We start from the raw sequence: 12,485 nt of genomic DNA, 5'->3' as shown, positions 1-12,485 counted from the left end.
GGCTCAGCTCTCGCCCCGACGGAGCGGCGGGGTGCTGTCGGCGACGACGGCGCCCCGCTCGCCCAGGGGGCGGTCGGGGCCGATCGTGGAGTCGCGGACCGTCTGCCGCTCCGCCTCGGCATTGACCGCCGCACCGAGGATGACCAGGAACACGCTGATCCAGAGCCACAGCATGCTGATCGCCACCCCGGCCAGCGAGCCGTAGGTCGACTCGTAGCTGCCCAAGCTCTGCACGTAGGCGAACAGGGCCACGGAGGTGGCCAGCCAGAGGACGGTGGCGACCGCCGCGCCGGTGCTCGTCCAGCGCCAGCGGGCCTGCCGCCGGTCGGGCGCGAACCGGTACAGCACGGCGAGGACCACCGCCATCAGCGTGGCCAGCGCCAGCCAGGTGAACGCCGGGCCCAGGGCGCGGATCCCGGCCGGTGACCGGTCGAGCACCTCGGAGATGGCCTCCGCGACCGCGATCGCCCCGCCCACGACCAGGGCGCCGCCCAGCACGAACAGCAACCCCAACCCCGCCCGGCGGAGGAAGCTCCGGGTCTCGGTCTCGTGGTAGGCAAGGGTGAGCGCGTCGATGAGGTAGGTCGCCGCCGTCGTCGCCGTCCAGAGGGCCAGGACCAGGCCGGTGATGCCGCGGACGGTGATCACCTGCGTCGACGCCGTCGTGATCGTCGTCAGCTGCTCGGCGACCAGCGGTTCGAGTTCCGGCGGCAGCGTCCTGGCGACGCCGGACAGCTGGTCGAGCGCCTCGGCCGGCGTGGTCACCGCGCCGTAGACCGACACCGCGGTCACCAGCATCGGCGCGATGGAGAGCAGCGCGAAGAACGAGATGCCGGCGCTGAGCAGCATGAGCCGGTCGTTGAGCACGTGCCGGACGACGCGCCGCAGGATGCGCCCCCAGTGCCGCGCCGAGATGCGGTGCGGCCACGAGGCGTCGCTCGCCCGGCTGCCCGGCAGGTCGCGTACCTCAGCCATGCGTGGGCGTGTTCCCCGATCGGGGCCCCGTCACGCCGGCCGCCCGCTGCCGTGCGGGGTCCGAGGACCCTCGTCCGGCCGCCCTCCCGGTCCTAGCGTCCGGCGCACGGGGACGACGGCAGACGGCAGACGGCAAGGACCGGAGGCGTGCCATGTTCGTTCAGGTCATCCAGGGCAGGACGTCGGACGCGGAGGGTCTCCGCGCCGCCATGGACCGCTGGGAGGAGGAGCTCGCACCCGGCGCGGTCGGCTGGCTGGGCAGCACCGGCGGCGTGACCGACGACGGGCGGGTGCTCCTCGTCGCCCGCTTCGAGTCCGAGGAGGCGGCCCGCCGCAACAGCGAGCGGCCCGAGCAGGGGCGCTGGTGGGCCGAGACGGAGCGCCTGTTCGAGGGCGGGGCGACGTTCCTGGACAGCACCGACGTGGTGGTCGACCTGCAGGACGATCCGGACCGGGCCGGGTTCGTCCAGGTGATGCGCGGGCGCACGCGCGACCCGGAACGGGCCCGCCAGCTCATGGCGCAGGACCCCGACGAGTGGGCGGCCTACCGGCCCGACGTCCTGGGCACCCTCGAGATCGGGCACGAGGACGGCGCGTACACCGTCGTCATCTGGTTCGCCTCCGAGGAGGAGGCGCGCGCGGGCGAGCGCAAGGAGGTGCCGCTCGAGCTGCGGACCGCCATGGAGGAGATGGGCAAGCTCGCGATCGGGGAGACGGAGTACTTCGACCTCCGCCGGCCCCTCGTCCGGTCCGCCGCGCGGTGACGTTCCGGTGACGCCCCGGCCGCGACGCTGACGCCTACGGGCCGGTGTCGCGACCGGGGGGAGCCCATGGATCTCGAGCTGCTCTTCGACGGGGTGGACGACGACGTCCTCGACGCCGTCGTGGACGTGCGCGTCGCCGATCTCGCCGTGGCCGACGCGCCGGCGGAGGGCCCGGCCGCCACCTCGTCCGACCTCACGGTGACGGCGGCCCGGCCGACGGCCCGGGTCACCCTCGACCTGCCGGTCGGCGGCGGCATGTACGAGCCCGGGCTGCTGGTCCGGGTGCGGGGCCGGACGGCGGACGACGCCCGGGTCGAGTTCTTCACCACGAGCGCCACCCCGGTGGCGGAGCGGTCGGCCGGTCCGGTGCGGGTGCGCCTGTCCCGGATCGCCTGACACCTGATGCACGACACGGCAGCACGACACCCCTGGAGATGGTGGGCATGAGCACGGACGACGACAGGCAGCTCGGCGTGATCGACCACATGGCGGCCAGCCCGGTGAGCGGCAGCGGGTTCCTCACCGGACCCGGCCTCGTCGAGCACCCCGTCCGGTACGCGGTCGTGGACGGCCGCGCCATCCACGACGGCTGCATCGACATGGGCCCGGTGGAGGAGGTCGAGGCGGAGGCCGCCGCGATCGCCCGCCGCCGCGAGCTCCGGTTGACGACCGCGTTCGCCGGCAGCGAGGACGGCGCGCTCACGGTCGGCCCGCTGGGTATCGGGCTGCCCACGGACTCGAGCTTCCTGTGGACCAACGGGCAGGTGGCCTACGCCGTCGACGCCGGGGTGCCGAACCAGCAGCGGGTGACCGACGCGATCAACCACCTCCAGGCCAACACCGGCATCCGGTTCACGCTGCGCACGTCCGCCAACGCCGGCTCGTGGCCCAACTGGATCCAGGTGGTCAGCAACGGCAACGCGTCGTCGAGCTCGTCGCCGATCGGGATGCGCGGGGGCCGGCAGGACCTGCGGCTGGCGGACGCGCACCCGTGGCCGATCCTCGTGCACGAGTTCCTGCACTCGCTCGGCGTCTACCACGAGCAGTCCCGGTCCGACCGCGACTCGTTCGTGGAGATCAAGTGGGACAACATCAAGGACGGGCCGCCGCCCGACGGCGAGGACGACGCCCGGCACAACTTCCAGACCAAGCCCGGCTCGACCGACTACTTCGACTACGACTACGGCTCGCTGATGCACTACCACGCGACCGCGTTCGCCAAGGACACGTCGAAGCCGACGATCGTGCCGCGGCAGTCGGGGGTGACCATCGGCCAGCGCACCGGCATGAGCTTCGGCGACCGGCAGACGATCGCGAAGATGTACGAGCGGTTCTCCGAGAAGGGCTACTCGGGGGTGTGGCGGGCGGGTACCGGGCGCTACGCCCTCTGGGTCAACGACACCTGGGACGGCTTCGCGGCCAAGTGGCAGCAGTGGAGCGCCGACGGCCTGCGGCTGGTCGACGTCCACGTGCGGCCGGTGGCGGGCGGCGCCCGCTACTCCGGGGTGTTCCTCCCCGGCACCGGCGGGCACGCGCTCTGGGCCAACGCGAGCTGGGAGAGCTTCCACGCGAAGTGGGACGAGTGGAGCCGGCAGGGTCTGCGCCTGCACGACATCCACATCGCCAACATCGGCGGCCAGGACCGCTACACCGGCGTCTTCCTCGCCGGGAGCGGCGGGCACGCGCTGTGGGTCGGCGCGAGCTGGGACAGCTTCCGCACGAAGTGGGAGCAGTGGAGCGCGCAGGGGCTGCGGCTGCACGACCTGCACGTGCACCAGGTGGGTGGCCAGGACCGGTACACCGGCGTCTTCCTGCCCGGCAGCGGTGGCCACGCGCTGTGGGTCAACGCCTCGTGGGCCAGCTTCGTGGCGAAGTGGCAGGAGTGGGCGGGCCAGGGTCTGCGCCTGGTCGACCTCAACCAGCACCGCGTCGGCGGCGAGATCCGGTTCTCCGGCGCGTTCCTGCCCGGCCAGGACGGCTTCGCCCTCTGGGCCAACGTGACCTGGGAGAGCTTCCGGGCCAAGTGGGAGGAGCTCGCCGGCCGGGGGCTGCGCCTGGTGGACTTCGAGTTCGTCAACCCGCCGGCGGGTGCGCTGCTCGACGGCGCGGACACCGCCGAGCTGCCCACCCCGGAGGAGCTGCCCGAGCCCTTCGGCGGCATCGTCGACGCCGCGCCGACGGCGGCCGAGGCGGCGGCGGCCGACGGCTACGGGACGGCCGAGCTCGACGGGCGCGTCCCCGCCGCGGCCGGATCGGGCGGCGCCGAGCTGCCCAACGTGGTGATGCCGCGGACGGCCGGTGACGACGAGGGCGCCGGCGGCCGCGCGGAGGAGGCGGCGGTGTCCTCCGGTGCCGGTGCCGGTGCGGGCGCCGGCGGGATGGTCAGCGACGACGGGTGAGCCGGTTCTCCGAGCCGCGGAGGTGGTCGACGACGAGCAGCGGCACGGCGTCGTCGTCCGCCTCCGTGGCGCGGTCCGGGAAGTCGAAGACCGCGACCATCATCTGCACGGGATAGGCGGGCGGCCGCGGGCAGCTGCGCACCACGGTCCCGTCGACGGAGAACTCGGCCCGCTCGGGCGTCCAGTCGACGGCGTAGGTGTGGAACTCCGCCACGTCGATCGGCAGCCGGACGGCGGCGAAGTCCTCGGGCGTCGCCGGGTCGCGGAAGGCGTGCAGGCCCATGCCGACGGCGGCGGAAACCCCCGGCTCGACGGCGTCCCCGAAGACCTCGAACACGCAGATCTCGGCGCACCGCTCGGGGACGTCCTCCAGGCCGACCATCCACCAGGCGGCCATCGAGCGGGGCGTCAGCTCGGCGCGGGCCCGCATCTCCAGCCGCCCGTGGTCCGGGGTCCAGCCCCAGAACGTCTCCTGCTCCTCCCGGACGACCGCGCCGTCCCGCCACGGCTGCTGGCCCGTGGTGCTGCCGGCCGGACCGGAGAAGTTGCCCGACTGGACGCCGGAGACCCGCAGCGGCGGCTCGTGCTCGCCGGGCAGCCACCGCCCCTGCTCCGGCGGGATCGACAGGCGGAGGCAGCCGTCCCGGACCTGGAACGTCGCGGCGGTGGCCTCCCGGGAGCTCCACGCGGGCAGGTAGTGGGGGAACCAGACCGACCGGTCGAGCGCGGTGCCGTCGAACTCGTCGGCGAAGACGGGGCTGGTGGGAGACGCCGGCATGCGCCGATCCTGGCACCGTGGGCGTCGTCCTCGAGACCGATCGGCTGCTCCTGCGCGAGCTGACCGCGGACGACCTCGACGCCCTCGCCGCGCTGTACCGGGACCCGGAGGTGCGGCGGTACTTCCCGGACGGCACGCGCACCCACGAGCAGACGCGCGAGGAGCTGGCCTGGGTCGTCGACGTCTACTACGGCCGGTACGGCTACGGCCTGTGGGCGACGGTCGAGAAGGAGACCGGCGCCTTCGTCGGCCGGTGCGGGTTGCTGCCGTGGGAGATCGGCGGTCGCACGGAGGTCGAGGTCGCGTACCTGCTGGACCGCTCGGTCTGGGGGCGGGGACTGGCCACCGAGGCGGCGCGGGCGATCGCGGAGCACGCCTTCTCGACGCTGCCGGTGGATCGCCTGATCGCGATGATCGACCCCGCCAACACCGCCTCGCGACGCGTCGCCGAGAAGATCGGCATGACGCTGCTCTGGCCCGGCTACGTCGACGAGTACGGGACCTGCGACGTGTACGCCGTCAGCCGCCGTAGGGCCGGGTGATGATCTCCAGCACGTGCCCGTCGGGGTCGTGCCAGTAGACGCCCCGCCCGCCGTCGTGGGTGTTGATCTCGCCCGGGTGCTGCTGGAACGGGTCGGCCCAGTAGTCCAGGCCCCGCTCCCGGATCCGGCCGAAGATGGCGTCGAACTCCTCCTCGGACACCAGGAACGCGTAGTGCCGCGCCACCACGTGCGGGTCGTCCATGAAGTCGAGCGACACGTCGTTGTCCAGCTCGACGACGGCGAACGGGCCGTAGGTGGTCGGCGGCTGCAGGCCGAGCACCTCGGTCAGGAAGTGCGCGGACCGCGCCTTGTCGCTGGCGGCGACGATCGTGTGGTTCAGGTGGACGGGCACCGGCGCATGCAAGCACGGCGCGGGGCGCTCCGGGAGGTCCTCGCGCGCGACGTCAGAACGGGTCGCCGACCACCCGGTCGCGGCCCTGGCGCTTGGCCAGGTACAGGTGCCCGTCGGCCCGGCCCAGCAGGTCGGCCGGCGTGGCGGGGGAGCCGCCGGTGGTGGTGGCCGACCCGATGCTGACCGTCACGGGGAGGTCGCCGACCAGCTCGTGCCACGGGTGCGCGGCGAGGGTCGCGCGCAGGTCCTCCAGGCGCGCGGCGGCCGCCCGCGGATCGGCGCCCACCTGCACGAGGAGGAACTCCTCGCCGCCCATGCGGGCGGCGAACGAGCCGTCCCCCCACGAGCCGGCCGCCTCCAGGAGCTCGGCGACGGCGCGCAGCACCTGGTCGCCCGCCTCGTGGGAGCGGGTGTCGTTGACCGTCTTGAAGTGGTCGAGGTCGAGGAGTGCCACCGTCACCGGCTCGGCGCCGGCGGTGGCGCGCTCGAGCAGCCGCGGCAACTGGTCGTCGACGTAGCGGCGGTTGTAGAGGCCGGTCAGCGGATCGCGCAGGGAGAGCTCGCGGTAGCGGCGGGTCTGCCGGCGCGCCTCGGTGGTCTCGTACATCGCCTGCAGCGCCCGGGCGCGGGCGTCGCGCTCGGCGGACTGCAGGTCCATGAGCTCGTCGGTGTAGAGCCGGTGCTCCTCGTAGGCCATCCGGTAATCGCCCGCGGCGGCGTGCAGCTCCGCCTGCTCCCGACGCGCACGGACGCGGATCGCGGTGAGCCCGTACCGCTCGCACCGGCGCACGCACTCGTCCAGGGTCGCCTGCGCCTCGTCCAGCGAGCCGCGGCGGCGCCGGACCTCGGCGAGGGTGAGCAGGAAGTCCGCGCCGCCGTCCCCGTCGAGGGTGCGGTCGAGCACCTCGGGCGCCGTCCCCGGCAGCAGCGCTGCCTCGGCGTCCTCGAGCCGGCCGAGGGCCATGAGCGCCCGGCCGACGGTGTCCAGCCGCCCCGCGCTCATCGGCACGTCGTGGCGGGCGGCGAGCTGCTGCAGCTGCGTGCTCCAGACCAGCGCCTCGTCGTACGCGCCGGCCACCGTCTCGCAGTAGGCACGGTTGTTGAGCACGAGGAGCTGGCGGTCGACGTCGCCCAGCTCCTCGGCCAGCCGCAGGACGGTGTCGTAGCGGTCCCGGGCGGCGACGTCGCCAGCAAGGCCGAGGCAGTCGGCCAGGCGGGCGAGGTGGTCGATGCGGGTCTCGGGCAGGACGTCGTCGCCGAGCAGGTCGACGGCGCGGACGGCGTGCTCCAGGGCGAGCGAGAGGTCGCCGAGCTCCTGGAAGACCGACGCCAGCACGAAGGAGCTGCGCGCGAGCAGGTGCCGCGCGTCGTGCTCGGTGGCCCACCGCTGGATCTCCTGGGCGCGGCGGCCGGCCTCGGCGACGTCGCCCCGCCGGCGGAGCAGGTCGGCGCGCACCAGGCGGGCGCGCTGGGCCAGGTCCGCCAGGCCGAGCGCCTCGGCGGCGTCGACCGCGCGGGACGCACGCTCGTCGACGTCGGCGCGGTCGAAGCGGGACAGGTTCTCCAGCTCGCCGACGGACAGCGACAGCTCCACGGCGCGGACGTCGACGACGGGCGGGGGCACCGCGTCGCGGCAGCCCTCACCCCCGTCGCGCAGGTCCGCGGTGCTGGTCACAGCACCCCATCGGCGTGATGTCGTTGCAGCTTGAGACTTTTCCGGACGTGATCTGGCCCGCAGGGGGCAGGCGCTCAGGTCGCCTGCGACGCGGGGCGCCAGCCCAGCGCCGGGCCGAGCCGCCCGGCGATGTCGGTGAGCATCTGCTCGTAGTCCTCGTCGTCGAAGCTGAACGGCAGCGCGAACGCCACCTCGGTCACCTCGCGGAATGCCGCGTGCGCGTGCAGCGCCTCGGCGATCTGCTCGGACGTGCCGAGCAGGTCGGGCGCGAACAGCAGCCGGGCCGGGCCCTGGGGCGTCGCCGTCCGCGGGGTGCGGGCGGCGACGTAGTCGGCGTACTTCGCCCGCTGGGCGGGGCTGGCGCTGTCGGTCGGGATGACCACCAGCCCCTGAGACACGCGGGCGGCCGCCCCGGCCGGGGAGGCGGCGCGGAAGGCCTCGACGTGCGACCGCTGGATCTCGGCGAAGTCGCCGCCCTGCTCGGCCTTGACCACGCTGCTGGTCAGGAAGTTCATGCCGTGCTCGCCGGCCCACCGGGCCGAGCCGAGGCTTCCCCCGCCGTACCAGAGCCGGTCGCGCAGCCCGGAGGAGTGCGGCTGCACCCGGTCCGACCACTCCTCGACGACGCCCTCGCGGCCGGAGAACGTCGCCGCGGGCTCGCCGCCGACCAGCCGCAGCAGCCGGGCGACCCGCTCGTAGGAGAAGTCCTCGACGTCGGCGGTGTCCGGGTAGAGGGCGCCCTTGACGTCGTCCCAGTGCATCGGCGGGCCGACGCTCACCCCCGGGTTCAGCCGGCCGCCGGAGAGCACGTCGACGGTCGCGAGGTCCTCGGCCAGCCGCAGGGGGTTCTCCCACCCGAGCGGGATGACGGCGGTGCCGAGCTCGATGCGGCTGGTCCGCTGGGTGGCCGCGGCGAGGACCGCGACCGGCGAGGAGATGCCGTACTGGAGGTGCCGGTGGCGCACCCAGGCGCTGTCGAAGCCCAGGCGCTCGCCGAGCTCGATGACGCGCAGCGTCGTCTCGTGGCCGGGCCGCGGGTCCGCGCCGTCGAAGGAGCCGATGGTGAGGAAGCCGAGCTTCTGGAGCGCGGTACCGGGGGTGGGCACGGGACGATCCTCCTGCCTGTTTGACTCGGCCCATGCATCTGGGCATCGACAGCTTCGTCTCGGCGGTCACCGACCCCTCGACCGGCCGGGTGGTGGGCCCGGCCGAGCGCATGGAGCACCTGCTCGAGGAGATCGAGCTCGCCGACCGGGTCGGCCTCTACTCGTTCGGCATCGGCGAGCACCACCGCAGCGAGTACTACGACTCGGCCCCGCCGGTGATCCTGGCGGCGGCGGCGGCGCGGACCTCCCGCATCCGGCTGGGCAGCGCGGTCGCCGTCCTGAGCGCCGCGGACCCGGTCCGCGTGTTCCAGCAGTTCGCCACCCTGGACCTGATCTCGAAGGGCCGCATCGACCTGGTCGTCGGGCGCGGCTCGTTCACCGAGGCGTTCCCGCTGTTCGGGCTGAGCCTGCGCGACTACGACGAGCTGTTCGAGGAGAAGCTGGACCTGCTGCTGCGCATCCGGGAGTCCGAGCACGTCACCTGGTCGGGCCGGCACCGCCCGCCGCTCACCGGTCAGGGCGTCTACCCCCGGCCGGTGCAGGACCCGCTGCCGATCTGGGTCGGCGTCGGAGGGACGCCGGAGTCCTTCGTGCGGGCGGGTCTCCTGGGGCTGCCCCTGATGGTGGCGATCATCGGCGGCCAGCCACGCCAGTTCGGGCCGCTGATCGACCTGTACCGCCGCGCCGGCGCGCAGGCCGGGCACCCGCCGGAGAGCCTCCAGGTGGGGCTGCACGTGTTCGGGTTCGTCGCCGAGAGCACGCAGGCCGCCGCCGACACGATCTACCCCGGCTGGCACGAGATGTTCGAGAAGGTGTCCCGCGAGCGCGGCTTCGCCCCGCCGTCGCGGGCGCAGTTCGACGCGACCAGCGGCCCGGACGGCGCCTTCTTCATGGGTGACCCGGAGACGGTGGCGGAGAAGCTGGTGCGCATCGCCGGTCAGCTCGGCGGGGTCGACCGGATCTCGCTGCAGATGACCAACCCGCGGCTGGCCCACGCCGACCTGCTGCGCGGCATCGAGCTGCTGGGCACCGAGGTGGCGCCCCGCGTGAAGGAGGTCTAGGCGAGCATCGCCCGGATCGTGTCGACGGTGTCGGTCTCGGCCGGCGTCTTGTCCGGCCGGTAGCGGAGCACCCGCGCGAACCGCAGAGCGACGCCGCCGGGGTACCGCGTGCTGCGCTGGGCGCCGTCGAGCGCGATCTCGACGACGAGCTCCGGGTGCAGGACGACGCCCCACTCGGTCGTCTCGGCGGCGTGCTCGGGGAAGGTCCGGGTCTGCCACTCGAGCAGCTCGTCGGTCATGCCCTTGAAGGTCTTGCCCACCATCACCGGCGGCCCGCCGTCGGGGTCGCGGGCACCGAGGTGGATGTTCGACAGCTTCCCGGTGCGCCGGCCGTACCCCCACTCGGCGCCGATGACGACCAGGTCGAGGGTGTGCACAGGCTTGACCTTCTGCCATGCCTTGCCGCGCCGGCCGGCCGCGTAGGCGGCGTCCAGGGCCTTGACCACCACGCCCTCGTGCCCGGCGGTCAGGGCGCCGTCGAGCACGCCGGCCGCCTCGTCGGGGCTGGGCGACCGGACCCCCGGCATGCGCAGGGCGGCGTGCTCGTCGTCGGCGAGCAGCCCGGCGAGGGCGTCGAGCCGCACGTGCAGCGGCTCGTCGAGCAGGTCGCGGCCGTCGAGGTGCAGCAGGTCGAAGAAGAACGGGCTGAGCAGCACCTCGTCGGATGCGTCGGAGCCGAAGCGGCTCATCGTGTCCTGGAAGGCGCGCGGCCGGCCGTCGTCGTCCAGCGCCAGGGTCTCGCCGTCCAGGACGGCGGTCGTGCAGGGCAGCGCCCGGACCCGCTCGACCAGCTCCGGGACGCCGTCGGTGACCTCGCGCAGCGTGCGGGTCCAGACGCGCACCTCGTCGCCGTCGCGGTGGACCTGGATCCGCGCGCCGTCGAGCTTGAACTCCACCGTGACGTCCGTGCCGAGATCGGCCAGCGCCGCGTCGAGGGAGGAACCGGGGCTGGCCAGCATCGGGCGGACCGGCCGGCCCACCTCGAGGCGGACGGCGTCGAGCGCCTCGACCCCGCCCGCGAGTGCCGCGGCCGCCGTCTCGTCCAGCCGCCCCGAGAGCATGAACGCCCGGCGGACGCTCGCGGCCGGGACCTCGGCCGCCGTCGCGACCGCGTCGAGGACGACGCCCTCCAGCGCCCCCTGGCGCAGCTCGCCGCCGATCAGGCGGACGAGGAACTGCCGCTCGTCGGCGGTGGCGGCCGACACCAGCGAGGTGAGGACGGCGTCGCGCCGGGCGGCCGACCCCGCGCCCGAGGTGGCGGCGAGCTCGGCGAGGGCGGCGTCGACCGCGGTCACTGTCAGCGACGCGCTCTCGGCGGGGGAGCCGCCCACCCGGGACAGCGTGCGCCAGCCGACGCCGAGGCGGCCCTGCCGCACCTCGCCGGAGAGCCACGCGGTGACCGGCCGGACCTCGTCGGGGCCGGCCGCCCGCAGCAGCTCGGCGATCGTCCCGGCCTTCGCGGTGCGCGACCGGGTGGCCGCCACGGCAGCGGAGGCGGTGACGACGTCGCTGAGCAGCACGGGGCCATCGTGGCAGCCACCGCGGCGGCAGGTCAGGATGAGCCCATGGCCGATCAACGGAGCTTCGACCTGGCAGTCTTCGGCGCGACCGGTTTCGTCGGGAGGCTGCTCGCCGCGTACCTGGCCGAGCACGCCCCCGAGGGCACGCGGATCGCCCTGGCCGGGCGGTCGCGGTCGCGGCTGCTCGAAGCGCGGGCGGCACTGCCGGCGGCGGCGCGCGAGTGGCCGGTGGTCGAGGCCGACTCGGGGGACCCGGCGTCCCTGGCGGATCTCGCCGCGCAGACGCGCGTGTTGGCGACGACGGTCGGGCCCTACGCCCGGTACGGCATGCCGGTGGTCGAGGCCTGCGCCGCGGCCGGCACGCACTACGCCGACCTCACCGGTGAGGTGCTGTTCGTCCGGGAGGCCATCGACCGCGTCGACGCCGTGGCGCGGGAGACCGGCGCACGCATCGTGCATGCCTGCGGCTACGACTCGATCCCGTCCGACCTCGGCGCGTTCCTGCTCGCCGAACGGGCCCGGGCCGACGGCGCCGGCGGGCTGTGCGACGTCCGCCTGGTGGCCACCCTCCGCGGCGGCTTCAGCGGCGGCACCATCGACTCGATGCGGGCCCAGGTCGAGGCGCTGCAGGAGGACCCGTCGCTGCGGCGGGTGGCCGGGCACCCGTACGCGCTGAGCCCCGACCGCGCCGGCGAGCCCGACACCCGGCAGCCGCGCGACGCCGTCCCGCCCGCCCGGGCCGCGGACGGCCGGTGGACCGCGCCGTTCGTGATGGCGCCGTTCAACACGCGGATCGTCCGGCGCAGCAACGCGCTGCAGGACTGGGCGTACGGGCGCGGCTTCAGCTACGGCGAGGTGATGGGTGCGGGCCGCGGACCGCTCGGTGCGGCCACCGCCGCCGGGCTCACGGCGGGGCTGGCCGGCACCCTGGCCGCCATGAGCTTCGGGCCCACGCGGGCCGTCCTGGACCGCCTGCTCCCGGCGCCCGGCACCGGGCCGAGCGAGGAGGTCCGGCGCAAGGGCTGGTTCCGGATGACCGTGGACGCCACGACCGAGAGCGGCCGCCGGTACCGCGCCGTCGCCGCGGGGAAGGGCGACCCCGGCTACGCCGCGACCGCCGTGATGCTGGGGGAGGCCGGTCTCGCGCTGGCCCTGGACGGCGACCGGCTGCCCGCCCGCGCCGGTTCGCTCACCCCCGCGACGGCGATGGGCGACGTCCTCGTGGAGCGGCTGCGGGCCGCCGGGCACACCTACGAGGTGACCGAGATCTGACCGTGTCGGTGTGACACGCGTAACCCATCGGCGGGTCGGCC

At 74.6% G+C, this 12,485-nt stretch carries 12 protein-coding genes; 6 read left to right on the top strand and 6 right to left on the bottom strand.

Going from position 1 to position 12,485, the window contains the following annotated elements; genetic code table 11:
* Positions 1 to 3: 3 nt before the first annotated feature.
* Complete coding sequence (locus ACI78T_RS04025) at positions 4 to 975, bottom strand: YihY/virulence factor BrkB family protein (protein ID WP_456556784.1); 972 nt, start codon at positions 973 to 975, stop codon at positions 4 to 6.
* Positions 976 to 1,127: 152 nt separating this feature from the next.
* Between ACI78T_RS04025 and ACI78T_RS04020 the strand changes: the two genes are divergently transcribed.
* The 3 genes from ACI78T_RS04020 to ACI78T_RS04010 all read left to right on the top strand — a co-directional run bounded on the left by ACI78T_RS04020 (position 1,128) and on the right by ACI78T_RS04010 (position 4,138).
* On the top strand, positions 1,128 to 1,739 hold the full coding sequence (locus tag ACI78T_RS04020) for a hypothetical protein (RefSeq protein ID WP_456556783.1): 612 nt from the start codon (positions 1,128 to 1,130) through the stop codon (positions 1,737 to 1,739).
* Between the two features lie 66 nt (positions 1,740 to 1,805).
* The gene (locus ACI78T_RS04015) at positions 1,806 to 2,135 is read left to right on the top strand and encodes a hypothetical protein (RefSeq protein ID WP_456556782.1); all 330 of its coding nucleotides are present in this window, start codon (positions 1,806 to 1,808) and stop codon (positions 2,133 to 2,135) included.
* A gap of 47 nt (positions 2,136 to 2,182) precedes the next feature.
* A complete protein-coding gene (locus ACI78T_RS04010; protein ID WP_456556781.1) occupies positions 2,183 to 4,138 on the top strand; it encodes a M12 family metallopeptidase in 1,956 nt (651 codons plus the stop codon).
* Here ACI78T_RS04010 and ACI78T_RS04005 read toward each other — a convergent pair.
* Entirely contained in the window at positions 4,122 to 4,916 is a 795-nt protein-coding gene (locus ACI78T_RS04005) for a glycoside hydrolase family 16 protein (protein WP_456556780.1), read from the bottom strand. The two genes, ACI78T_RS04010 and ACI78T_RS04005, sit on opposite strands and share 17 nt — an antisense overlap.
* A 17-nt stretch (positions 4,917 to 4,933) precedes the next feature.
* On the opposite strand from ACI78T_RS04005, the gene ACI78T_RS04000 reads away from it, so the two are divergent.
* Positions 4,934 to 5,458 carry a GNAT family N-acetyltransferase gene (locus ACI78T_RS04000; RefSeq protein WP_456556779.1) on the top strand — a complete coding sequence of 175 codons (525 nt, stop codon included), beginning with the start codon at positions 4,934 to 4,936 and terminating at the stop codon, positions 5,456 to 5,458.
* On the opposite strand, the gene ACI78T_RS03995 is transcribed toward ACI78T_RS04000, so the two are convergent.
* From ACI78T_RS03995 to ACI78T_RS03985, 3 genes are all read right to left on the bottom strand, one after another.
* Positions 5,436 to 5,810, bottom strand: a complete 375-nt coding sequence (locus ACI78T_RS03995; protein ID WP_456556778.1) for a VOC family protein — start codon at positions 5,808 to 5,810, stop codon at positions 5,436 to 5,438. The two genes, ACI78T_RS04000 and ACI78T_RS03995, sit on opposite strands and share 23 nt — an antisense overlap.
* A gap of 52 nt (positions 5,811 to 5,862) precedes the next feature.
* Entirely contained in the window at positions 5,863 to 7,485 is a 1,623-nt protein-coding gene (locus tag ACI78T_RS03990; RefSeq protein ID WP_456556777.1) for a diguanylate cyclase, read from the bottom strand.
* 74 nt (positions 7,486 to 7,559) lie between these two features.
* Positions 7,560 to 8,591, bottom strand: a complete 1,032-nt coding sequence (locus ACI78T_RS03985; protein WP_456556776.1) for an LLM class flavin-dependent oxidoreductase — start codon at positions 8,589 to 8,591, stop codon at positions 7,560 to 7,562.
* 32 nt (positions 8,592 to 8,623) lie between these two features.
* Here ACI78T_RS03985 and ACI78T_RS03980 point away from each other — a divergent pair, with 32 nt between their 5' ends.
* On the top strand, positions 8,624 to 9,652 hold the full coding sequence (locus tag ACI78T_RS03980) for an LLM class flavin-dependent oxidoreductase (RefSeq protein ID WP_456556775.1): 1,029 nt from the start codon (positions 8,624 to 8,626) through the stop codon (positions 9,650 to 9,652).
* Here the strand turns inward: ACI78T_RS03980 and ACI78T_RS03975 are convergent.
* Positions 9,649 to 11,172, bottom strand: a complete 1,524-nt coding sequence (locus ACI78T_RS03975) for an ATP-dependent DNA ligase (protein ID WP_456556774.1) — start codon at positions 11,170 to 11,172, stop codon at positions 9,649 to 9,651. The two genes, ACI78T_RS03980 and ACI78T_RS03975, sit on opposite strands and share 4 nt — an antisense overlap.
* A 45-nt stretch (positions 11,173 to 11,217) precedes the next feature.
* Here ACI78T_RS03975 and ACI78T_RS03970 point away from each other — a divergent pair, with 45 nt between their 5' ends.
* Entirely contained in the window at positions 11,218 to 12,444 is a 1,227-nt protein-coding gene (locus ACI78T_RS03970; RefSeq protein ID WP_456556773.1) for a saccharopine dehydrogenase family protein, read from the top strand.
* The last annotated feature ends 41 nt before the right edge of the window (positions 12,445 to 12,485 follow it).

The organism is Blastococcus sp. SYSU D00922 (assembly GCF_054050495.1).
This window is presented reverse-complemented; position numbering and strand designations above follow the sequence as displayed.

What these genes read in the sequence shown, in the direction of transcription:
- ACI78T_RS04025 (WP_456556784.1), bottom strand. Translation starts at nt 975, where the DNA reads ATGGCTGAGGTACGCGACCTGCCGGGCAGCCGGGCGAGCGACGCCTCG.
- ACI78T_RS04020 (WP_456556783.1), top strand. Translation starts at nt 1,128, where the DNA reads ATGTTCGTTCAGGTCATCCAGGGCAGGACGTCGGACGCGGAGGGTCTC.
- ACI78T_RS04015 (WP_456556782.1), top strand. Translation starts at nt 1,806, where the DNA reads ATGGATCTCGAGCTGCTCTTCGACGGGGTGGACGACGACGTCCTCGAC.
- ACI78T_RS04010 (WP_456556781.1), top strand. Translation starts at nt 2,183, where the DNA reads ATGAGCACGGACGACGACAGGCAGCTCGGCGTGATCGACCACATGGCG.
- ACI78T_RS04005 (WP_456556780.1), bottom strand. Translation starts at nt 4,916, where the DNA reads ATGCCGGCGTCTCCCACCAGCCCCGTCTTCGCCGACGAGTTCGACGGC.
- ACI78T_RS03980 (WP_456556775.1), top strand. Translation starts at nt 8,624, where the DNA reads ATGCATCTGGGCATCGACAGCTTCGTCTCGGCGGTCACCGACCCCTCG.
- ACI78T_RS03970 (WP_456556773.1), top strand. Translation starts at nt 11,218, where the DNA reads ATGGCCGATCAACGGAGCTTCGACCTGGCAGTCTTCGGCGCGACCGGT.